This window comes from Streptomyces sp. Je 1-79, from assembly GCF_025195125.1.
Classification (GTDB): domain Bacteria; phylum Actinomycetota; class Actinomycetes; order Streptomycetales; family Streptomycetaceae; genus Streptomyces.
This window is the reverse complement of sequence record NZ_JAMGSL010000010.1, coordinates 164,184-184,321: the sequence shown is the minus strand read 5'-3', so window position 1 is coordinate 184,321 and position 20,138 is coordinate 164,184. Positions and strand designations below refer to the sequence as shown.

Below are 20,138 nucleotides of genomic sequence, written 5' to 3'. Positions count from 1 at the left end.
GGGCGGGAGCGGGCGGGCCGCTCCCGCCCGGCGCACGGGGTTACGCGGGGAGGGCGTACGCCGGGTCCTTCATGACGAAGGTGGCCAGCGGCTCGCCGTCACCGCCGGACAGCGCGGTGAACGTGACACCCAGCGACGCCGCCGACTTGCGGGCGAGCTTGATGTCGTCGGTGGCCGTCACCTGACCGCGCGGGATGACGAAGCGGTACGTGACGTCCTTGCCGTCGGTGAACTCCAGACCGAGGGCGCGCTCGTCGAAGGTCGGGCCGTCCGCGACGTCGAAGGTGTAGACGCCCGGGTTGCCGGTGCCGCCGGGGACGATGTCCGTCTTGCTGCCGCCCATGAAGAACGGCAGCGTGTCCTCGTTGAACTGCAGCATCGAGAACTTCAGCGTCAGGTCGCGGTCCGAGTAGACGAACCGGGCCGGGCTGATCGACTGCCACGTCTCGACCGGGTCGAGCTTGTCCTTCTTGGAGAAGGTGACGCCGTCGGTCGACGTGTAGCCGAGGTCGGTCCAGCCGGTGCCCCAGTCCGCCGCCGGGTTGGCGGAGAAGGTGGTGGGGAGGGCCGCGCCGAGGTTGGCGACGAGGACACGTCCGGTGCCGGCGACGCGGATCTCGGACGAGGAGTTGCCTGCCATGAATTTCTCCTGTGGGTGTGAGTGGTCTGCCGTGGGTACGGCAAAGGCCCCGCCGGAGCCGGCGAGGCCTGATCTGTGGGGCGTACGGGACGGGTGTCAGTCCGTACGCAGGGAGAGGCGCAACACGCAGAGGTAGCGGTTGGCCGCGGTGTAGAGGTAGTCGGGCAGCCAGCGCGGACCGTCGGCCTCGACGACATCGCTGATGAACGTCGTGCCGTAGGTCGTACCGGCGGCGTTCAGAAGCTCCGCGCGGGCGGCGTTGGCCAGCAGGTGGGCGGTCGGCTTGTCCGGTCCGTAGACCTCCAGTTCGATCAGCGGCTGATCGAGGTGGAGGTCGTCGATCCAGGCCCCGCCGCGGCGGGAGACGATCACGGCCCGCTGGGTGCCGTCGAAGCCGGCCGGCGGGGTCTCGTCGACGATCGCCCCCGCCAGCTCCGGCCGGTCGGAGAGGAGGTCCACGACGATGGCCTCCACATCGGGGAAGGTGCTCGGGGCTGAGCTCATGACGGGGCATCACTCCTTTTCGTACGGACTGTTCGTACGGACTGTTCGTACCGACCTGACAGACGAGGGCGGCGGATCTGCGCCCCGGAGGGATGTGGGCGCAGCTCCGCCGCTGCACTCATTGTGATTGAGATCGTGCGAGCGCGCAACTAGTTCGCGCGCGGCCGCACTTCGTGGGCGTGGTGAGTGGTGCCGCCCCCCGCGAGCGCGTTACCCTCAGGACTTCGAACAGAGATTCGAAAGGTAGGTGCGCGTGGTCAGCAGTGCCGGCAGTGCGCAGGAGCGGCTGACCGAGGTGGTCGCGGCAGCCGTGGAAGTCGCCGCTGAGGCGGGGGAGACCGGTTCGTACACCGCCGAGGTCGCCAGGACGCTCACCGCTCTGGTGGGGAAGGTGGGGGCACGGATAGCCGTGGAGTCCGAGATACGGGGGTTCTCCAGCGGATGGCAGGAGGCCGTGGCGGCGAGCCACGGGCCCGACCTCGGCGGCGGCGCCCGCGGGCGGGTGCTGCGGATACGACCGGAGGAGGGCGCCGGAACGTGACACCCGACAGACGAAAGAGGCGGCCGCCCCTCAGGGGCGACCGCCTCTTCTTGTCTCCGGTGTCCGGTCCCGCGTCCCGGCACGTGTTCCGGCGTTGGGCCGTGTCGGCCTAGGTGCGGCGGGCCGCGCGCTCCGCGGCGAACACGTCCTCCAGGCGGTAGAGCTGAGCCCGCCCCTGACGCCCCGCCGGTACGAGATGGCCGAGCTGGACCCACTTGCGGATGGTGGCCGGCACGACGCCGGCCTCCGCGGCGGCGAGGGCCCCGTTGATCAGCGGGGCGGTGGCCGTGGTCATCGGCGTACTCCTTCGTCGGTGGTGTCCATGGAGGCGGCGATCTCGCCGCGGTCGGCGCCGGCCGCGCTCGCCAGCGCGTCCCAGTCGCCGTCGTGCCAGACGTGCCGGTACGCCGGGTCCGTACGGCAGTCGCACGCGGTGTCCGCGCAGCGGCAGGAGGGGTTCACGCAGAGCACCGCGCGGCGGGCGGGGAAGGCGCGCAGCGAGACCGAGTCGCACCACGGGCAGCGGCCGCGCACGCGGACCATCGACTCGGCGTCACCGAGCGCGCGGGCGCAGCGGCGGGCCATCCGGCGGCACTCGTCCCGTACGTGTTCGGCGAGGGCCGGGTGCGCGGCGGCCTCGCCGAACAGGCCCACGATCCGGGCGAGCCGCTGCGGCACGCGCGCGTGGCGCGGCCGGCCGAGACCGAGCTTGTCGTGCACGGCCTCGTCGAGTTCGACGACCCCGTCGGTGATGTCGCGGATGGCGTCGGAGATGTGCAGCCGGATGGGGGCGGAGGAGTGGCCGGGCACGGCGAGCCCGTGCCGCTGCTGGACCAGCAGGGCCTCGCGCCGCTCCGCGCGCAGCAGTTCGGGCGCCGGGACGCGGGGCGCGGAGGCGGGGTAGTCGGTGGCGGAGCGCCGGCCCGGGGCGAGCTCGGTGAGGAGCTCGGGGAACTGGCGGAGCAGCGCCTCGATCCAGAGGGCGGCGTCACGCAGGGCGCCCTGCGCCCGCTCGGCGGCCGCGGCCGCCTGGGCGGCGGGGGTGGCGGGGGCGGCCGCCTCGGTGGCCTGGGTGGATGGAGCGGCTTGGGCGGCCGGGGCGGTCCGAGCGGCCTGAGTGGCTTGGGTGGCCGGGGCGGTCCGGGCGGAGCGGCTGGCCGGGGTGCCGGACCGTGCGGGCGGGCCGGCCGGTGTACGGGCGTCGGTGCGGGTGTTCCTGGTGGTGTCCATGGAGCCTCCGTGGCGGTCGGGGCGCGGTGTGCGGGCGCGGTGTGCAGGCAGGGGCCGCGTGGCGTGGCGCGGCGTACGCGCAGGGCCCTCGGGTGTCCCCAGGCCGGGCGTAGGTGACGTACGCGTCGTGTACGCGGTCACGTCTCCTGCGCGGCGTACGGCTTCTCGCGCCTAGTGCGCGGGCGCGCAACAGTGGTGCCACGGAGGCGGACCGGGCGGCCGTTGCGCCAGAGCCGGCCGGCGCTCACCCCGTCGAAGAAGCTCTCCGCGGGGGCCACCGTCTCCTCGCACTGCCGCGCGACCGGGCACCGCTCACAGGCCTTCAGCGCAGGTCGGGCCTCTGGTTCCCGGCGGGCGAAGACGATCTGCGGGGGTAGGCCCGAGCAGGCGGCGGCAGCGCGCCAGCCGAAGAACTCCAGGGCCTCGGAGAGGGGCGGCGCTGTGACGTGAGAGACGGGTGTGGCGGCCATGCGGCAACTCCAGACTCGGCGGGACTGTTGCGGATCCGCACACTGACATGTTGCGCGTGCGCACGCAACTGACTTCGGAGTCATCCTTCGCAGAATCAACACGTTGCGCGCGCAGGAGCACGTAATTCCGTGCGCGCAAGCGCGATACTCTGGGGCCCGCTTCGGAGGGAGGCGACCACCCATGACCGCCAATGACCTGGACCAGTTCGCCGCCTGGATCGAGGACCTCATCCGTCGCCGCGGTTTCGACATCGACAGCCCGCGGGGCGGCGGCAAGTCCCGGCTCGCCGACGAGGCGGGCGTCCACCGCGCGGCCATCACCCGGCTGTTGCAGCGCCAGAGCATGCCCGACCTGGAGACGACCCGGCGTCTGGCGCACGTCCTCGACGTCCCGGTGCGCGACATGCTGATCCGCTCCGGCCGGCTCACCGAGGAGGATCTGCCGCTGCCGGCGGCCGCCGACCCCGCGCCGGCGGCCGCCGAAGTGCGTCAGCTCACCCTGGAGGAGGCGGCCGTCGGTCTCGGCGTCCCGGCCGACCAGCGGGAGATGTTCATCAAGGTGGCGGGCCAGTTCCTGCCGCACGCCCCGGCCCGCCGGGCCCCGCTCGCCAAGGACTGACCGGGGCCTCCTGCGCGCCGCGGCCCTGTCGGGCCCCGCTCGCCGCGGCCTGTCGGCCCGCCGCCAAGGGCCGACCGGGCCGGCCGCCACGGGCCCACCGGGTCCGCCGCCGGGGGCTGCCCGGCCGCGCTCGCCGGGAGCCGGCATGGGCCACGGTCAAGGGCCTTCCCGGGCCGTGGCGCGTATCTGACGCGGAATCACGCCTTCCTTTTGCCCCAAGTAAGCTGTCACGGCCTGTCCCCCCACACCACGCAGGCCGGACGCCCCCCATGAGAGTCAGCGGCGTTTCTGAGGCGTGCCCTCCGGCGCATGGGCGGGAATGGGCAGCGATGGGACGCGAACGAGAGATGAGGATGGCCGGGGGCGACGGGACAGCGGACGGCATACCACCAGCGGCGCCGCTGGTGACGCCGTCGGTTCCGCCACCGGCTCCGGTCGGGCCCGCAGCGCCGACGGACGCCGGGGCGTCGCCCGCACCCGGGGGACCGGGCACGGACGCGCACCTCCCGCCCCCGCACCCGGACAACGTGCCGGGGCTGCTCGCGTTACTCGGCCGGCTTCTGGAGGGGCACGCCCCGGACGAGATCGCGGTGCTGCTGCGCGAGGAGATCGACCGTCGCGAGATCGCGGCCTACGCCAGCGGCTGGCGGGACGCCGCCGCCGAGTACGGACCGGCGCTGGACGAGGCCCGTGCCGCGGCCGCCAGGACCAGGCCGCTGCGGCTCGTCGGCCGTACGCCGGGCCAGGCCGCCGTCATCCCCTTCCGGAAGGACCGCCAGGACCGCGACGACCACCCGGAGGCGGACCCGGGCGCCGACCCGACCGCTCCGCAGCTCCCCCCGGGCGAGCCGTCGACCTCCGAGGCCTCCGAGGCCTCGGAGGCCCCCGAAGCTCCCGAGGCTTCCGGGGACCAGGAGGGCCGGGAAGGGCGGGAGGGCCCGGAGGGTTCCGGCGCGACCCGTCCGGCGTTCGTCCGCAAGAGCCGCAAGTCGAAGGTTCCGACGATCCCGCGCCTGCCCGGCCCGCGCCGCCCTCGCGGCGAACGCCCCCCGACCCCGGACGCGACCCCGCACGAAGGACCCGACGCAGGCCCCGGCGCCCCGCCCGGCGGGGGCTCCGGCGTCGGGTCCGGCGGGGTCTCCGGCGTCGGGTCCGGCGTCCGGTCCGGCGGCGAGCCTGGCGGCCCGTCCGGCGAAGGACCCGGCGGAGGGCCCGCCGGGCGACCCGTCGGCAAGGCGGCCCCGGCGTCCGACGCGGAGACCGGCAAGGAGTCCGGCGCGAGCCGGAAAGCGAGCACGGACAGGCGCCCGCCAGGAGGCAGCGACAACCCCGGGGCCACCGGCAACCGCCCGACCAGGGGTACTGGCAACCGCCCACCCGCGAACCCTGGCAACCGCCCACCCGCGAACCCCGACAAGCGCCCTCCCCGGGCCTAGCGCGGGCCCCCGCGCAACCGCCCTCCCCGGCCCCAGCACCAGTCCCCGCCCGCCCGGTGTCGTGACCTTGTGCGAGTGCCTTCGGACGGAGCGTTCTCCCACGTCGGCCGCGACCCCGAGCGCGTGGGCATTTGTTTTGACCGGAGTCCATGCGATAGGTACGCTCAGACCTTGTGCCTGGGGTGTGCCTGGGCTCGTGTGCGTGTCCTCAACCGCACGGCGAGTTCGTCACTGGCCACCGCAATCTGCGCTTTTTCCGCCCTCGGCGGAGGTCCGCAGTATTCGACACACCCGACCGCGTGGGTCGGTGCAGTGTTCCAGGTTAGTTTTACGACGGCACACAGAAACCGGAGAAGTAGTGCCTACGATCCAGCAGCTGGTCCGGAAGGGCCGGCAGGACAAGGTCGAGAAGAACAAGACGCCCGCACTCGAGGGTTCCCCTCAGCGTCGCGGCGTCTGCACGCGTGTGTTCACGACCACCCCGAAGAAGCCGAACTCGGCCCTCCGTAAGGTCGCGCGTGTGCGTCTGACCTCGGGCATCGAGGTCACGGCCTACATCCCGGGTGAGGGTCACAACCTGCAGGAGCACTCCATCGTGCTCGTGCGTGGTGGCCGTGTGAAGGACCTGCCGGGTGTTCGTTACAAGATCATCCGCGGTTCCCTCGACACGCAGGGCGTCAAGAACCGTAAGCAGGCTCGCAGCCGCTACGGCGCCAAGAAGGAGAAGTAAGAATGCCTCGTAAGGGCCCCGCCCCGAAGCGCCCGGTCATCATCGACCCGGTCTACAGCTCTCCTCTTGTCACCTCGCTGATCAACAAGATCCTGCTGGACGGCAAGCGTTCCACCGCCGAGCGCATCGTCTACGGTGCCATGGAAGGCCTCCGCGAGAAGACCGGCAACGACCCGGTCATCACGCTGAAGCGCGCCCTCGAGAACGTGAAGCCGTCCCTCGAGGTCAAGTCCCGCCGTGTCGGTGGCGCCACCTACCAGGTGCCGATCGAGGTCAAGCCCGGTCGCGCCTCCACCCTCGCTCTGCGCTGGCTCGTGGGTTACTCCCGCGCCCGCCGCGAGAAGACCATGACCGAGCGCCTCATGAACGAGCTCCTCGACGCCTCCAACGGCCTCGGTGCTTCGGTCAAGAAGCGCGAGGACACGCACAAGATGGCCGAGTCCAACAAGGCCTTCGCGCACTACCGCTGGTAGTCGCAACCCACATCGAGACCGAGAGAAGACTGAGCCGATATGGCTACCACTTCGCTTGACCTTGCCAAGGTGCGCAACATCGGCATCATGGCTCACATCGACGCGGGCAAGACGACCACCACCGAGCGGATCCTGTTCTACACCGGTGTCTCGTACAAGATCGGTGAAGTCCACGACGGCGCTGCCACGATGGACTGGATGGAGCAGGAGCAGGAGCGCGGCATCACGATCACGTCCGCCGCGACGACCTGTCACTGGCCGCTCGAGGACGTCGACCACACCATCAACATCATCGACACCCCGGGCCACGTCGACTTCACCGTCGAGGTGGAGCGTTCGCTCCGCGTGCTCGACGGTGCCGTGACGGTGTTCGACGGCGTCGCCGGTGTCGAGCCCCAGTCCGAGACTGTCTGGCGTCAGGCGGACCGCTACGGCGTTCCGCGTATCTGCTTCGTCAACAAGCTCGACCGTACGGGTGCCGAGTTCCACCGCTGCGTCGACATGATCGTGGACCGCCTCGGCGCCACCCCGATCGTCATGCAGCTCCCCATCGGCGCCGAGATGGACTTCCAGGGTGTCGTGGACCTCGTCCGCATGAAGGCCCTGGTCTGGTCCGCGGAAGCGACCAAGGGCGAGATGTACGACGTCGTCGACATCCCCGCCTCGCACACCGAGGCCGCTGAAGAGTGGCGCGGCAAGCTGGTCGAGACCGTCGCCGAGAACGACGACGCGATGATGGAGCTCTTCCTCGAGGGCCAGGAGCCCACCGAGGAGCAGCTGTACGCCGCGATCCGTCGCATCACCATTGCCTCCGGCAAGGGTGGCGACACCACGGTCACCCCGGTGTTCTGTGGCACCGCGTTCAAGAACAAGGGTGTTCAGCCCCTGCTCGACGCGGTCGTGCGCTACCTCCCCTCCCCCCTGGACGTCGAGGCCATCGAGGGCCACGACGTCAAGGACGCCGAGGTCGTCGTCAAGCGCAAGCCCTCCGAGGACGAGCCGCTGTCCGCGCTCGCCTTCAAGATCGCGAGCGACCCGCACCTCGGCAAGCTCACCTTCGTCCGGATCTACTCCGGTCGCCTGGAGGCCGGCACCTCGGTGCTGAACTCCGTCAAGGGCAAGAGGGAGCGCATCGGCAAGATCTACCGCATGCACGCGAACAAGCGTGAGGAGATCGACTTCGTGGGCGCCGGCGACATCGTCGCCGTCATGGGCCTGAAGCAGACCACCACCGGTGAGACGCTGTGCGACGAGAAGAACCCGGTCATCCTGGAGTCCATGGACTTCCCGGCGCCGGTCATTCAGGTCGCGATCGAGCCCAAGTCCAAGGGTGACCAGGAGAAGCTGGGTGTCGCCATCCAGCGTCTCGCGGAGGAGGACCCCTCCTTCCAGGTTCACTCGGACGAGGAGACCGGCCAGACCATCATCGGTGGTATGGGCGAGCTTCACCTCGACATCCTCGTCGACCGTATGCGTCGCGAGTTCAAGGTCGAGGCCAACGTCGGCAAGCCGCAGGTCGCGTACCGCGAGACGATCCGCAAGGCCGTCGAGCGCGTGGACTTCACCCACAAGAAGCAGACCGGTGGTACCGGTCAGTTCGCCAAGGTGCAGATCGCGATCGAGCCCATCGAGGGCGGCGACGCCTCGTACGAGTTCGTGAACAAGGTCACCGGTGGCCGCATCCCGAAGGAGTACATCCCTTCGGTCGACGCCGGTGCGCAGGAGGCCATGCAGTTCGGCATCCTGGCCGGCTACGAGATGACTGGCGTCCGCGTCATCCTTCTCGACGGTGCCTACCACGAGGTCGACTCCTCCGAGCTCGCGTTCAAGATCGCCGGTTCGCAGGCCTTCAAGGAGGCCGCGCGCAAGGCTTCCCCTGTCATCCTTGAGCCGATGATGGCCGTTGAGGTCACCACGCCCGAGGACTACATGGGTGAGGTCGTCGGCGACATCAACTCCCGTCGTGGCCAGATTCAGGCCATGGAGGAGCGTCACGGTGCCCGCATCGTGAAGGGCCTCGTGCCCCTGTCGGAGATGTTCGGCTACGTCGGCGACCTCCGCAGCAAGACCTCGGGTCGCGCAAGCTACTCGATGCAGTTCGACTCCTACGCCGAGGTTCCCCGGAACGTCGCCGAGGAGATCATCGCGAAGGCCAAGGGCGAGTAACTCACCCGAGTGCACGCTTTAGGCTTGACACCAGTCGTCGGGGCTCGGTCCCCCGAAACCCGAGGCATCGGGCCCCGGCGACTGGCATCCCAGCAAAGATCACCTGGCGCCGATGAAGCAAGGCGTTCAGAACCACTCCAGGAGGACCCCCGTGGCGAAGGCGAAGTTCGAGCGGACTAAGCCGCACGTCAACATCGGCACCATCGGTCACATCGACCACGGTAAGACGACCCTCACGGCCGCCATTACCAAGGTGCTGCACGACGCGTACCCGGACCTGAACGAGGCCTCGGCCTTCGACCAGATCGACAAGGCTCCCGAGGAGCGCCAGCGCGGTATCACCATCTCGATCGCGCACGTCGAGTACCAGACCGAGTCGCGTCACTACGCCCACGTCGACTGCCCCGGTCACGCGGACTACATCAAGAACATGATCACGGGTGCGGCGCAGATGGACGGCGCCATCCTCGTGGTCGCCGCCACCGACGGCCCGATGCCGCAGACCAAGGAGCACGTGCTCCTGGCCCGCCAGGTCGGCGTTCCGTACATCGTCGTCGCCCTGAACAAGGCCGACATGGTGGACGACGAGGAGATCCTGGAGCTCGTCGAGCTCGAGGTCCGTGAGCTCCTCACCGAGTACGAGTTCCCGGGCGACGACCTGCCGGTCGTCAAGGTCTCGGCGCTCAAGGCGCTCGAGGGCGACAAGGAGTGGGGCCAGTCGGTCCTGAACCTGATGGCCGCCGTCGACGAGGCGATCCCGCAGCCCGAGCGTGACGTCGACAAGCCGTTCCTGATGCCGATCGAGGACGTCTTCACGATCACCGGTCGTGGCACCGTCGTCACCGGCCGTATCGAGCGTGGCGTCCTCAAGGTCAACGAGACCGTCGACATCGTCGGTATCAAGACCGAGAAGGTCACCACCACGGTCACCGGCATCGAGATGTTCCGCAAGCTGCTCGACGAGGGCCAGGCCGGTGAGAACGTCGGTCTGCTCCTCCGTGGCATCAAGCGCGAGGACGTCGAGCGCGGCCAGGTCATCATCAAGCCCGGTTCGGTCACGCCGCACACCGAGTTCGAGGCCCAGGCCTACATCCTGTCGAAGGACGAGGGTGGCCGTCACACCCCGTTCTTCAACAACTACCGCCCGCAGTTCTACTTCCGTACCACGGACGTGACCGGCGTCGTGACCCTCCCCGAGGGCACCGAGATGGTCATGCCGGGCGACAACACCGCCATGACCGTCGAGCTGATCCAGCCCGTCGCCATGGAGGAGGGCCTCAAGTTCGCCATCCGTGAGGGTGGCCGGACCGTGGGCGCCGGCCAGGTCGTCAAGATCAACAAGTAATCTCGCTTGTTCGATCGGGATTGACCCGGTTGCTCTGAACTGAGCGCACCGCATGAAGCAGGGGCCCGTACGGCAGCACGCCGTACGGGCCTTTGCCATACCCGCGCGGACGGTGCGTCCCCGCGTACGACGACGGCGCGCACGACCCGTCGGGGGTGACCCCGTGGGTGGTGCGCGCCGTCGGTCGTGCGGGCCCCGGTCCCGCCCCGCTGAGGAGGTCAGTCCTGCACGGGACGGGCGTAGGTGGTGGCCAGGAGCGAGTGGCGGGAAGCGCCGTCGCTGTGGACCAGGCGATGCACGGAAGACGGGATGAACCCGCCGAACAGCGTGCCGACGAGCCCCAGCGCCTGGATCCGGAAGTTGAGGTCGTACGTCGCCATCGCCACCCGGCTCGCGCTGACGCGGTACCCGTGGGCCCCCGCCCAGGTGTCCGCCTGGTCCAGGTTGGCGTACAGCGCGACGATCCCCGCCGCGGTGGAGAACTCGCGCTGGACGCCGAGGTTCTCGACCGGCCCGAGTGCGTCGAGTCCCGCCAGGTGCCAGCTCCCCTCGGCGGTCACGCGGTACAGTCCGGGCGCTTCGTCCTCGCTGCGGAGGGCGAAGACGAAGCCCTCCAGCGGGCCCGCCGCGGCGTCCAGTCCCCAGTCGTCGCGGTCCCTGCGTACCACCTCTCCCAGCAGGGAGAGGATCAGGCCGGTGCGGACCGGCTCCGGTGCGTACCGCAGCGAGGAGCGCCGGCGGCGGAGCGTGTCCCGCAGATCGTGGACCGGGCGCAGGTCGTCCGCCGCCGGGTCCGGTTCGACGGGCACGGCGTCCGGGAACGGCACCGGCCGGCGCTCCGCGGCCCGGCCGTCCGACGTGCTCGTGCGGGAGGCGAAGCCCTCCAGCACCGCCGTCATCGATGTCACGTCGCTTCTCATGCCGAACCTCCCAGGGTTGCCACGCCGGCGATGGGTTCGTCGGCGGGCGAAGTGCCGAGAACGAGCGCCAGCGCGTCGTCGTCCCAGTCCGTACGCGGCGCGAAGCCGAGCCCCAGATGCTGGGCGACCTCCCGGGCGGCGGCCAGGTTGCAGCCGGCGTCCAGGAAGACCAGGCGGAAGCCGAACGTGCCGTACTTGGTCATGACCTTCTTGAGATCGCCGGTGATGACGATCTCGCACGGTGCGTCACCCGGGGGCACCTGGCTGGAGACGGCCGCGAGCGTGTGGCTGCCCTGGGCGTACACGTAGATGCCGGGCGGCAGGATCCGGTCGTCGCGCAGCACCACGTAGGCGGTGGTGCACCCGATGTTCCCCGACGCGGCGGTCCATCGCTTGACGCGCTCCGGGGTGCTTTCCTCGTCCTTGATGCCGAAGGCGATCTTCAGCACCGTTCCCAGGGCGTCCAGGGTGAGCGGTGCGGCGCCGCGTGCCGGGTCGTGCCGCTCGGCTTCGGCCAGGACCGAGAGGTCGGGGACGGGAAGCGGCGTGTGGGTGCGGCTGGGCCAGTCCTTGAACTGCGACTGCAGCCGCAGGTTGGAGGCGTAGTAGTGCGCCTGATGGTCCTTGGGGGCGAGGAACGCCCTCGGCGGCATCGCGACCGACGCCTCGTAGACCGAGCCGGCCGGTGCCTGCGGCGCGACGGGACCGCGTGTGGAGGAGCACCGCGGGCACCCCGGGCGGACCGCGGCCGGCCGGTACTCCGTCACGAGGGTCGCGGTGTCCGTCACGCTGGAGTCGGCCGGCAGGTGCGAGATCGTGGCCCGTGCCAGCAGGGCGACGACATGGTGCGAGGCGAGGCCCGCGACCAGGTCGTGCAGGTGCTCGGGCAGATCGCCGGAGAGCTCCGCCTCGCCGTGGCTGCCGCATTCCAGGCAGGGCGTGAGCGAGAGGTCGACGTACGGTCCGACGGTGATGGCGCGCGCGTCGGCGCGCACCCTCAGCAGCGGACGGCCGTCCTGCCGGCACCGTTCCTCCGTGGCGGCCAGCAGCGGCGCCGACGCGGCCGTCTCGAAGAAGACGGTGAGTTCCTCCGGGGGGCCGGACGGGCCGGCCGGGTCCGTGGCCAGCCGGCACACCTGCTCCAGCGAGCGCCGGGCAGCGGCGACGACAGCGGGGTCCCCTTCGAGGCGTACCGGTCGCCGGGCCAGCAGTGCGACGCCGTCCGCCCAGGACTGGTTCGCGCCCGTGGAGTTGCCCAGCCGGGAGAGGAAGACGGCCCACTCCGGCGCCACGGCCGGCTCCTCGGCGGACGGGGCCTCCTCGATCGCCCCGGCCGTCCAGAGCAGTGCGAGGCACTTGTAGACGGTGCTCTCGGCGAATCCGACCTTCTGAGCCAGCTCCGTGTGGCTGCGGGTACCGTCGCAGGCGTCGGTCAGGGGCACCAGCCCCTCACGCGCGAACGCGCCGGAGAACGCCTGCGCCCGGTCCGCCCCGTCGAGCACGACGGAATCTCCCGACCGGCGCAGTCGCACCCCGCGTCGCAGGACGGGCCGGGCAGGGACCGTCAGCTGCATGTCCGTGCGGGCGGCCTGCCCGATCTGCTCGGCCTTCATTTCGGCAACCATGATTGCTTTCCTCCTTACCGCAGCAGTTCCGGAAAAGGCATCGCGCTGTCCGGACGCTCCTGCGCGAACCGGTCCCCGCACCGCGGGCAGCGGTTCACCGACACGGTCGTCGCGGCCGATACGGCTCCCGAGACGAGGCTGAAGGTGCGCACGGCACCGCCGACCGCCGTGGTCCCGGCGGCGATGTCGGCCAGCGCGAGGTCCAGGAGCCCGGAGGAGACGGACAGGTGCAGCGGGCCGAAGCCCTCCGGCAGGCCGGTGAGCGCCGCCTCCATGTCGTACGGGTGGGCCGTGCCCGCGTGCTGCGCGGCGCGCTTGCGGTAGCACGCGTAGCAGGCGGTCCTGCCGGGAACGACCGCCGGTCCGCAGACGATCTTGGTCGGCAGCAGCTGGATCCCGGCGGACGGCGTGCCCCGCTCCGCGCAGATCCGGTCGACCTCGTCACGGAGTTCAGGGGCGCTGCCGGAGTGCACGGGGATGACGACGTCCGCGTCCGGTGCCACGCCGTTCAGGAAGTCCTCGAAGGACGCCTGCCGCTCCGTGGGGACACCACGGTGTTCCGTGAGGTGCCGCCCGAAGCTGTCGCGTACGAGGTACAGGCACCGTGGACGGGGATCGTGCTCCATGCTGGTCTGCTCCTTCTGCCGGCTCATGCGAACGCCTGCGGCTCGGGGTTGAGCTCGTCCTCGGCGTGGCTCGTGTGCCCCATCGCGAGGGGGGCCTCGTAGAGCCGCGGTGTGCCGAGGAACCGTTCGGCGTGCACGAACGAGACGGGCATCGCCTCCGGCACGAGGACCTTCACCGCGCGCATCCCCACCTGACGCGCCTCGTCCGTGGTGATGTCGACCGCGAGCACCTCGGCGCCCCGCGACGCGAGCCGGGAGACGACGGTGTCCAGCGGGTCCGCCTCCGCGGGCAGCCCCGGCATGCGGTCGAGTCCGTACGTGGGGCGCTCGCCGTCCAGCAGGAAGTCGAAGACGCCGCGCCGCGCGGGGGGCGCGTTGCGGACGGCGCCCCCGACCACGCTCACCTGCGAGGGGTCGGGTTCGCGCCCGGCGTAGGCGGACACGTACCCGCGCAACGCCACCCGGAGGGAGGACAGTTCGCGGTAGATCTTGCCCAGAGCGGCTTCCGGGCGGATGTCGCAGGTCGCGGCGACGATCTGGCCGAGCGTGGGATCGGCGTCGGAGATCTGCACCCCGTAGATGACCGGGACGCCGAAGTCCGTCGTCGCGTCGAACAGCCGGACCCGCAGTTCCGTCGAGGTGCCGACCCGGTGGAGCTCCCGAGTGCCGGCGTCGAGCCGCTCCGGGTCCACGACCAGCTCGGGCAGCCGCAGCCGCTGGAGCCAGACCAGGGCGATGGCGTCCCGCTCGATGACCTCCAGCAACCCGCCGAGCAGGGCGGCCCGTACGTCGGAGTGGACCGCGGCGCCCGTGGTGATGCCGCGGGTGAACTTCTCGGACTCCGAGGAGTACGGCATGTGGAGGTAGACGGAGATGGCGGGGACGAGCACCGGCACCTGGCGGGTGAGCGACCACGCGCGGACCCAGCGGATCGGGACGGAGGGGTCGTACTCGGTCAGTCTGCAGTCGTCCCGGGCCAGTTCCGTGGGGGAGCAGCTGGGCCAGCGTGAGGGCGAGACGAACTCCTCGGTGAGGTCGTTCTCGGCGGCGACCACCATCGCGTCGTCGTCCCACGCACACGTCGAGTACCGCTCAAGGGCCTCGGCTATGGAGACCAGCTTGGCGCGTTCGGCGGTGAGTCCCGTGCCGGCGCCGTCGGAGTTGCCGGTGTCCTCGTCGGCGGCCCACGTCCGGAGGTTGGACAGGGCGCGGGAGGGGACGCCGAGGTACGACAGCTGGACCGCGAAGGGCGGCTCGCCCTCACGCACCGGCAGCGGTGCGGTGCGGGAGACCAGTCCGTACGGGGAGACGAGTTCCTCGAGACGGCGCAGCTCGTCCGGGATGTGCTCCTCGTGCCTGTTCACATACATGTGGATCTTCTTCCTGCGGTCGTGTCTTCCCCGTGGTCGCGCCGGGTCACTCGACAGCCGCCGAGGGGACCGCCGCCATCGCCTTGGCCAGCCCGTCGAGGTCGTCCTGGAGCTGTTGCATGGACTTTCCGCAGACCTCTTCGTTGGCACGTGCGACGACGTAGCAGAAGACGTACCTCTCCGCGAGGCTGAAACCGAGCGTGTACAGGCAGCTGTAGAGCAGGCTGGTCTGCAGCCGGAAGGCCAGGAAGTCGGCGTCGCGGTGCATCAGCCGATCGAGTTCCGGACTGGGTGGCGTGTGGAACCGCGTGGGCTCCACGGGCGCTCCGCGCTCGCGGACGAGGTCTTCGAGTGTGTGGCCGGCGTTGACGATGGAGCCGTCCAGAAAGGTTTCGGCCAGGTGGCTCGATCCGGATGTGATGAGGTCCGTCCATTGCTGGACGACGGCATCGTCCGTCGGCTCGCCGTCCGGGCTTCCGCATGCCTCGATGAATGCCCGTGTGGCCGGTCCCACCTGTTCGTAGAACCGGGCGCAAGCGGCTTCGAAGGATTCCGGATCCTTCGTTCTGAGATAGACCGCCTCGAAATGGGAACGGTAGCTCAATAGACGCAGTGAAAGCAGCTCGCGGAATTCATATCCGTCGAGTTCTCGCTGCGGAGATTGCAGAAGAGTGGCTCTGGTGTGAGCGGCCATGAGGCGGAGGGCACCGAGCGCGCGCGAAAGCGGACTCTCGTCCTCCGCGGCACGTCTCAGGAACGACTCCATGGCCGGTGTGGCCCTCTGGAAGAGGCGCTGAGAGGAAGCGGAGAATTCGGTTCCGCGGAATCCCGCATTCCACATGGGCGAGGGGACCGCGTCCCTGGGTACCTCTGCGACGTCCGCGGCGCATCCGAAGCGGCTGGCGAGTCTCTGCAGCTCATCGCGGGTGCTGTCAGGGTCCTGCACCCCGTCGATGCTGATCTGGAGGGTGTCCCCGCCGGTCTGTCCGTCCTGCGTACGGACCGCGTAGTACGGGCCGTGGGTGGCCACCCGCTCTGGCGAGAAGCATGCGCGAATGAGTGGCGCAAAAGTCTCCGAGTGTTTTGCGCCATCGGGCAGCGGGATGCTGGCGAAAAGATGCACGAAGGAGCCCCCAGATTCGAGCCGGCGCACGGTGGGCCGTCACATGATCTTGAACCGACCCTAACGCGAATGGTCAAGAGCGGGAGCCTCTGACGCGGTGTGATCTACGCCACTCGATTTGCGGTTGCCGAAGATCGAATGGCGAGGTTAGGTTCGAAGCACATTGACGAAAGGGGGTGAACGCAATGGAGCAGCAGATTGAGCTCGATGTTATCGAGATCTCGGACCTTATCGCTGGCGCTGGTGAGAACGACGACCTCGCGCAGGTGATGGCCGCCTCGTGCACGACCACGAGCGTTTCGACGAGTTCTTCGTCGTCCTCGTCCTGATCCAGGATCAGGAATAGTTGAGCCACCGTCGAGGTGCACCTCGGCGGTGGCCTTCTTTTTTGTTCGGGTAATGAGAAACCGGGTCGTTCCCGGAAGCGTGTCACGGCGGGGCGATGCCCGCGCCGGGGCAGGGGCGCGGCACCTCGGAGTGCGCCGGGGCGTGCCGTGTCATGCCCCGCCGGTCGGCCGGGGCCCACGGCGCCTGGTTGCGAGCGTGAACCGACGGGCTCGGACGAGTGGCAGGCGCGCTCCCCGCGGGGCGGACCCTTCTTCGAGGGCCGGTCCCGGCGTGCGCTTGCCGTGGTGCACCGAGCCCGCGTGACGAAGTTGGGGGATTCCCATGGATGTGAACATCAGTCCGTATGTCGTCTACCGGCGGAGCCGGCTCCCACTGGGCGCGCTCGGAGGGATGTCGTTCACCGCCGCCTGGTCGCGCATCGACGAGCTGGAAGGCCTGCGGGAGGAGATCCGCCACCGCGCCGCCGGCCTGGCCGATCGTCTGGGCGAGGCCGTTCCCACGCTGGGCGACGACGTCCGCGCCCCCCTCATCCGGGTGCGGCGGGACGTGCACAATCTGCGCCACGACCGGGTGGCGGCACGGCTGGAGCCGCTCCGCCCGCACCTCGACGCCGGGCTGTTCGCCGAGGTCGAGACCTGGTGCGCTCTCGGTCTGCGGGCCGAGCAGTGCGAGCGAGAGGGCGCCGCGGAGCTCGAACGCGAGAAGACACAGGCCGCCGACGGCTTCCGCGAGCTCTTCGAGCACGACGCGATGGCCAGGAGCATCCAGCTCTCCGGCGACCGGCTCTACCGCGGCCTGCGCGACTTCGTCCACGGCGAGGACGCGGCCGCCCTCAAGCCGAGCAAGGCCAGACTGCGGGAGTCCTCCCTGGTCAACTTCGCGTACAGGGCGAGCCTGAAGCCCTCACCCTTCGGACGGTTCACGGAGATCGGGGCGTTCCCGCCGGACGCGCCGGCCGCCCAGGCCTCCCCGGACGGCCCTGCTCCGGGCGAGTCCATCACCAGGCTGAACCGTCTGCTCGTGAACTGGGTGCTCGCCGCGGTGCCGCGGGTCCCCGGCGGCCTGGAGTCGGGACACCTGGTGCTCAACTCGACCCTGCGGGCGGGCGCCGAATCGATCGAGTTCATCGGTGTCGCCCCCGGCTCCCGCGAGGAAGGGAAGATCGCTTCCGAGACGGTCCTGCGGGTCCGCCGGGAGAGCCTCTTCAACGCCCTGCTCGCGGCGATGCCGCACGGCTCGGCGCCCGCGACCCACGTGCTGCGCGCGCTCGGCGCCGTCACGGGCAAGGACGCGGTCAGCCGGGAGGTCGTGCACGGTCTGATCCGGGCCGGCACCCTGTTCTTCCGGCCGGAGATCGACGATCACGACCCCGACTACGCGGCCAAGTTCGAGGAGACCCTCGCCGCGGGTGGCACGCCGGAGACGGCGGTGCTGCGCGGGCACTTCGCCGAACTCAGGCGGCTCGAGACGGACTTCGCCGAGGCGGCCGCCACCGAACGGCAGAAGCTGCTCGACTCGGCGTACGCGGCGATCGGCGGCATCGCAGAGCTGTGCAAGGTGTCACCGCCCCCCGAGGATGTCCTGAAGTCACCGGTCTTCGAGGACACCCCCGCCTCCACCGCGCCCCAGGCGTGGAACCTCTCCTCGGTGCAGCGCAGCATTCCCGCCCTGACGGGCCTCTGGCGGCTCGCCTCGTTGATGGACAACGGCCAGGTGAAGCGGCTCGGCCTCCATGCCTTCGCGACCCGTGTGCTCGGGGACCGCCCCAGCATGCCCTTCATCGAGTTCTTCCAGGCGTTCTCGTCGCTGTCCGACCAGGAACAGGCCGACGTGTTCATGGGGCGGGACGTGGAGGCGGTCGGGACGTTCGTGACGCAGCGGGCCGAGGCCCTGCGCACGATCCGCGAGCGACTCGTGACCGCGGACGGCGCCGTGCACCTGGACCCCTCGGTCATCGAGCGGGCCTGCGAGGGCGTGGACGACCTCCTGCACACCGAGTCGGTGACGTTCCGCGCGCAGTTCGCCCAGGGCGTGCTGCCGGACCGGGACCGGACGCTGGTCGTGAACGGTCTGCTGACCGGCTACGGCGTGTACTTCTCGCGCTTCGGCTCGTTCGTCGGAGGGACCGACGACTGGTCCCTGCCGGCCGCGCAACGCGCCCACATCGACAGCCGGTTCCCCGGCCAGGTCGACCTCAACTCCGTGCTCGGGTTCAACTTCAACCTGCACCCCCCGGTGACGCGCCGCGTCGTGAACTACCCCGGGGCGGTGTCGCTCGGCGGCGACCGGAAGGTCTACACGCTGGACCGGCTGGAGGTCCGTTCGGAGCCCGGCACCACGTCCCTGCGCCTCTGGGACCCGGAAGCGCGGGAATTCCTCGACCTCGTACCCATGAACTTCATGACCCCGGTCGGCGTGCCCCTGCTCTACCGCCTGCTCGAGGCGATGTCCCCGTCCAACCGCTACCTGTGGAAGCCGCTGGAGGACATCCAGGACGCCGGCGGCCCCGTGGCGTACAGCGACACCGCGCCCCGCCTCGTCGTGGGTGACGTCGTGGCCGAGCGCAGGTCGTGGAACGTGGCCGCCGCCGACATCCCCATGCTCCAGGACCTGAGCCGGGACTCGTTCGACGCCTTCGTCGCCTTCGACGCCCTGCGCCGGTCCCGGGGTCTGCCGCGGCACGCCTTCGTGCTGTGCCAGACGCCCGAGGAGCGCGACGTGATGGCCGGGCGCAGCCGGAAGGTGACGCGCCAGTGGGCGGACTACGCGCACCTGCGCCGCGCCAGCGTCCACAAGCCGATGTACGTCGACTTCCGGAACCCCTTCCTGGTCCGGAGCTTCGCGAAGTCCGCGCTGTCGCGCGGCGACGTGCTCGTGTCGATACGCGAGTGCCTTCCTTCGGTGGACGACTACGGGCCCGACACGGGCTGGACCGCGGCAGAGGAGTTCTTCGTTGAACTATGCACAGACAAGTAGGGAGCAGGCCGGGACGCGTGAGTGGCGGGTGGTGCACATCCACGTTCCGCACTCGCTGCACACCCCCTTCCTCTGCGACGTGGTCGACCCGCTGCTCCGGGACGAGGGCCTCCGGGACGACTTCTTCTTCCTCAGGTACTGGCAGGGAGGACCCCATCTGCGGCTGCGGATGCTGTGCGGCCCCGGGGCCGGATCAGCCGAGGCGGCCGAACGGGTCGTGGAGGGCCTGGCCCGCTCGATGCCGGAGTTCGAGGCCGAGGCGCGGGAGGAGTACGCGCTCGGGCTGACGATGCAGGACGAACTCGCCCGGCTGGAGCGGGAGATCCCCAGGGAGGGCCGTCCCGTCGGCGCCCTCGACCGCGTGCCCTACGAGCCGGAGTACCGCAAGTACGGCGGGCCGGAGGGTGTGGAGATCGCCGAGACCGTCTTCCGGAAGTCGTCGGCGGCGGTCCTCGATCTGCTCGGCCGGCAACCGCGGGCGTGGGTCGACGCGCGCAGGGCACCGATCGGGGAGGCCGCGAGGATCATGGCGATGTTCCTCCACGGGGCGGGCTTCGACCCGGAGGCGGCGATCGCCTTCCTGCGGGAGTACGAGGACTGGTGGCGCGCGTACGCGCCGGAGGAGATGCAGAGCGCCTGGCCCAAGCTGTACGGCAGCGCCTCGGCACAGCTCACGAACCTGTGCACCGCGGTCTGGCGTGAGGGCGCCACGGACGACGTGTTCCACGCGATGAGCGTGGAGGCCACCTCACGCGCCCGGTCCGTCTGCGGTGCGGATCCCGACGGCGACGCCCGCGACCTGCGCCTCGACGGCACCGCGTACGCGGGCTGCCTCTCCAACTACGTGCACACCACCAACAACCGCCTCGGTCTTGTCCCCGCGGCCGAGGGGCTCGTCGCGTACCTCCTGCGAAGGGCGCTCGAGGAGCTGCCGCGGTAGCGGGAGCGGTGGTCATGGCGCTGGACGGGCGGGCGGGCCCCCGGCGGGGGGGGGGG

General features: G+C 70.4%; 20 protein-coding genes. 10 read left to right on the top strand and 10 right to left on the bottom strand.

The window, feature by feature from the left end; genetic code table 11:
- Positions 1–40: 40 nt before the first annotated feature.
- A complete protein-coding gene (locus M5362_RS22100; protein ID WP_260229419.1) occupies positions 41–640 on the bottom strand; it encodes a phage tail protein in 600 nt (199 codons plus the stop codon).
- 96 nt (positions 641–736) lie between these two features.
- The gene (locus tag M5362_RS22095; RefSeq protein WP_260229418.1) at positions 737–1,144 is read right to left on the bottom strand and encodes a hypothetical protein; all 408 of its coding nucleotides are present in this window, start codon (positions 1,142–1,144) and stop codon (positions 737–739) included.
- A 253-nt stretch (positions 1,145–1,397) separates the two neighbouring features.
- Between M5362_RS22095 and M5362_RS22090 the strand changes: the two genes are divergently transcribed.
- Entirely contained in the window at positions 1,398–1,685 is a 288-nt protein-coding gene (locus M5362_RS22090; protein ID WP_260229417.1) for a hypothetical protein, read from the top strand.
- 109 nt (positions 1,686–1,794) lie between these two features.
- Here M5362_RS22090 and M5362_RS22085 read toward each other — a convergent pair whose 3' ends face one another.
- The 3 genes from M5362_RS22085 to M5362_RS22075 form a co-directional block, all read right to left on the bottom strand.
- On the bottom strand, positions 1,795–1,980 hold the full coding sequence (locus tag M5362_RS22085) for a hypothetical protein (protein WP_260229416.1): 186 nt from the start codon (positions 1,978–1,980) through the stop codon (positions 1,795–1,797).
- Positions 1,977–2,681: a hypothetical protein gene (locus M5362_RS22080; RefSeq protein WP_260229558.1), complete on the bottom strand. Its 705-nt coding sequence runs from the start codon at positions 2,679–2,681 to the stop codon at positions 1,977–1,979. The genes M5362_RS22085 and M5362_RS22080 overlap by 4 nt, the downstream gene beginning before the upstream one ends.
- Positions 2,682–3,052: 371 nt before the next feature.
- Complete coding sequence (locus M5362_RS22075; protein ID WP_260229415.1) at positions 3,053–3,385, bottom strand: WhiB family transcriptional regulator; 333 nt, start codon at positions 3,383–3,385, stop codon at positions 3,053–3,055.
- A gap of 181 nt (positions 3,386–3,566) precedes the next feature.
- Between M5362_RS22075 and M5362_RS22070 the strand changes: the two genes are divergently transcribed.
- From M5362_RS22070 to tuf, 6 genes are all read left to right on the top strand, one after another.
- Positions 3,567–4,004, top strand: a complete 438-nt coding sequence (locus M5362_RS22070) for a helix-turn-helix transcriptional regulator (RefSeq protein ID WP_260229414.1) — start codon at positions 3,567–3,569, stop codon at positions 4,002–4,004.
- Between the two features lie 527 nt (positions 4,005–4,531).
- Positions 4,532–5,440, top strand: coding sequence for a hypothetical protein (locus M5362_RS22065; protein WP_260229413.1), 909 nt, complete (start codon positions 4,532–4,534; stop codon positions 5,438–5,440).
- 358 nt (positions 5,441–5,798) lie between these two features.
- Positions 5,799–6,170 (top strand): 30S ribosomal protein S12, encoded by a 372-nt coding sequence (rpsL, locus tag M5362_RS22060; RefSeq protein ID WP_003948652.1) that lies wholly within the window; start codon positions 5,799–5,801, stop codon positions 6,168–6,170.
- Positions 6,171–6,172: 2 nt separating this feature from the next.
- Entirely contained in the window at positions 6,173–6,643 is a 471-nt protein-coding gene (rpsG, locus tag M5362_RS22055; protein ID WP_003966970.1) for a 30S ribosomal protein S7, read from the top strand.
- Between the two features lie 39 nt (positions 6,644–6,682).
- Positions 6,683–8,809, top strand: a complete 2,127-nt coding sequence (fusA, locus tag M5362_RS22050; RefSeq protein WP_260229412.1) for an elongation factor G — start codon at positions 6,683–6,685, stop codon at positions 8,807–8,809.
- A 151-nt stretch (positions 8,810–8,960) separates the two neighbouring features.
- The gene (gene tuf, locus M5362_RS22045) at positions 8,961–10,154 is read left to right on the top strand and encodes an elongation factor Tu (RefSeq protein WP_260229411.1); all 1,194 of its coding nucleotides are present in this window, start codon (positions 8,961–8,963) and stop codon (positions 10,152–10,154) included.
- Between the two features lie 218 nt (positions 10,155–10,372).
- Here tuf and M5362_RS22040 read toward each other — a convergent pair whose 3' ends face one another.
- The 5 genes from M5362_RS22040 to M5362_RS22020 are packed head-to-tail and all read right to left on the bottom strand — an operon-like array spanning position 10,373 to position 15,818.
- Positions 10,373–11,074, bottom strand: coding sequence for a tpaF (locus M5362_RS22040; protein WP_260229410.1), 702 nt, complete (start codon positions 11,072–11,074; stop codon positions 10,373–10,375).
- Positions 11,071–12,699 (bottom strand): tpaE, encoded by a 1,629-nt coding sequence (locus M5362_RS22035; RefSeq protein WP_260229409.1) that lies wholly within the window; start codon positions 12,697–12,699, stop codon positions 11,071–11,073. The genes M5362_RS22040 and M5362_RS22035 overlap by 4 nt, the downstream gene beginning before the upstream one ends.
- A 14-nt stretch (positions 12,700–12,713) precedes the next feature.
- On the bottom strand, positions 12,714–13,352 hold the full coding sequence (locus tag M5362_RS22030) for a cyclodehydratase (RefSeq protein WP_260229408.1): 639 nt from the start codon (positions 13,350–13,352) through the stop codon (positions 12,714–12,716).
- The gene (locus tag M5362_RS22025; RefSeq protein WP_260229407.1) at positions 13,349–14,695 is read right to left on the bottom strand and encodes a YcaO-like family protein; all 1,347 of its coding nucleotides are present in this window, start codon (positions 14,693–14,695) and stop codon (positions 13,349–13,351) included. The genes M5362_RS22030 and M5362_RS22025 overlap by 4 nt, the downstream gene beginning before the upstream one ends.
- Positions 14,696–14,741: 46 nt before the next feature.
- Positions 14,742–15,818 (bottom strand): hypothetical protein, encoded by a 1,077-nt coding sequence (locus M5362_RS22020; RefSeq protein WP_260229406.1) that lies wholly within the window; start codon positions 15,816–15,818, stop codon positions 14,742–14,744.
- A 185-nt stretch (positions 15,819–16,003) separates the two neighbouring features.
- Here M5362_RS22020 and M5362_RS22015 point away from each other — a divergent pair, with 185 nt between their 5' ends.
- The 3 genes from M5362_RS22015 to M5362_RS22005 all read left to right on the top strand — a co-directional run bounded on the left by M5362_RS22015 (position 16,004) and on the right by M5362_RS22005 (position 20,082).
- On the top strand, positions 16,004–16,147 hold the full coding sequence (locus M5362_RS22015) for a thiocillin/thiostrepton family thiazolyl peptide (protein ID WP_260229405.1): 144 nt from the start codon (positions 16,004–16,006) through the stop codon (positions 16,145–16,147).
- A gap of 340 nt (positions 16,148–16,487) precedes the next feature.
- Positions 16,488–19,142, top strand: a complete 2,655-nt coding sequence (locus M5362_RS22010) for a lantibiotic dehydratase family protein (RefSeq protein WP_260229404.1) — start codon at positions 16,488–16,490, stop codon at positions 19,140–19,142.
- A 28-nt stretch (positions 19,143–19,170) separates the two neighbouring features.
- Complete coding sequence (locus M5362_RS22005; RefSeq protein WP_260229403.1) at positions 19,171–20,082, top strand: thiopeptide-type bacteriocin biosynthesis protein; 912 nt, start codon at positions 19,171–19,173, stop codon at positions 20,080–20,082.
- Positions 20,083–20,138: the final 56 nt, after the last annotated feature.

Bases quoted from the DNA above. Each gene is read 5' to 3' on its own strand.
- M5362_RS22100 (WP_260229419.1), bottom strand. From the start codon at position 640: ATGGCAGGCAACTCCTCGTCCGAGATCCGCGTCGCCGGCACCGGACGT.
- M5362_RS22095 (WP_260229418.1), bottom strand. From the start codon at position 1,144: ATGAGCTCAGCCCCGAGCACCTTCCCCGATGTGGAGGCCATCGTCGTG.
- M5362_RS22085 (WP_260229416.1), bottom strand. From the start codon at position 1,980: ATGACCACGGCCACCGCCCCGCTGATCAACGGGGCCCTCGCCGCCGCG.
- M5362_RS22075 (WP_260229415.1), bottom strand. From the start codon at position 3,385: ATGGCCGCCACACCCGTCTCTCACGTCACAGCGCCGCCCCTCTCCGAG.
- M5362_RS22070 (WP_260229414.1), top strand. From the start codon at position 3,567: ATGACCGCCAATGACCTGGACCAGTTCGCCGCCTGGATCGAGGACCTC.
- rpsG (WP_003966970.1), top strand. From the start codon at position 6,173: ATGCCTCGTAAGGGCCCCGCCCCGAAGCGCCCGGTCATCATCGACCCG.
- fusA (WP_260229412.1), top strand. From the start codon at position 6,683: ATGGCTACCACTTCGCTTGACCTTGCCAAGGTGCGCAACATCGGCATC.
- M5362_RS22040 (WP_260229410.1), bottom strand. From the start codon at position 11,074: ATGAGAAGCGACGTGACATCGATGACGGCGGTGCTGGAGGGCTTCGCC.
- M5362_RS22035 (WP_260229409.1), bottom strand. From the start codon at position 12,699: ATGGTTGCCGAAATGAAGGCCGAGCAGATCGGGCAGGCCGCCCGCACG.
- M5362_RS22030 (WP_260229408.1), bottom strand. From the start codon at position 13,352: ATGAGCCGGCAGAAGGAGCAGACCAGCATGGAGCACGATCCCCGTCCA.
- M5362_RS22025 (WP_260229407.1), bottom strand. From the start codon at position 14,695: ATGTATGTGAACAGGCACGAGGAGCACATCCCGGACGAGCTGCGCCGT.
- M5362_RS22015 (WP_260229405.1), top strand. From the start codon at position 16,004: ATGGAGCAGCAGATTGAGCTCGATGTTATCGAGATCTCGGACCTTATC.
- M5362_RS22010 (WP_260229404.1), top strand. From the start codon at position 16,488: ATGGATGTGAACATCAGTCCGTATGTCGTCTACCGGCGGAGCCGGCTC.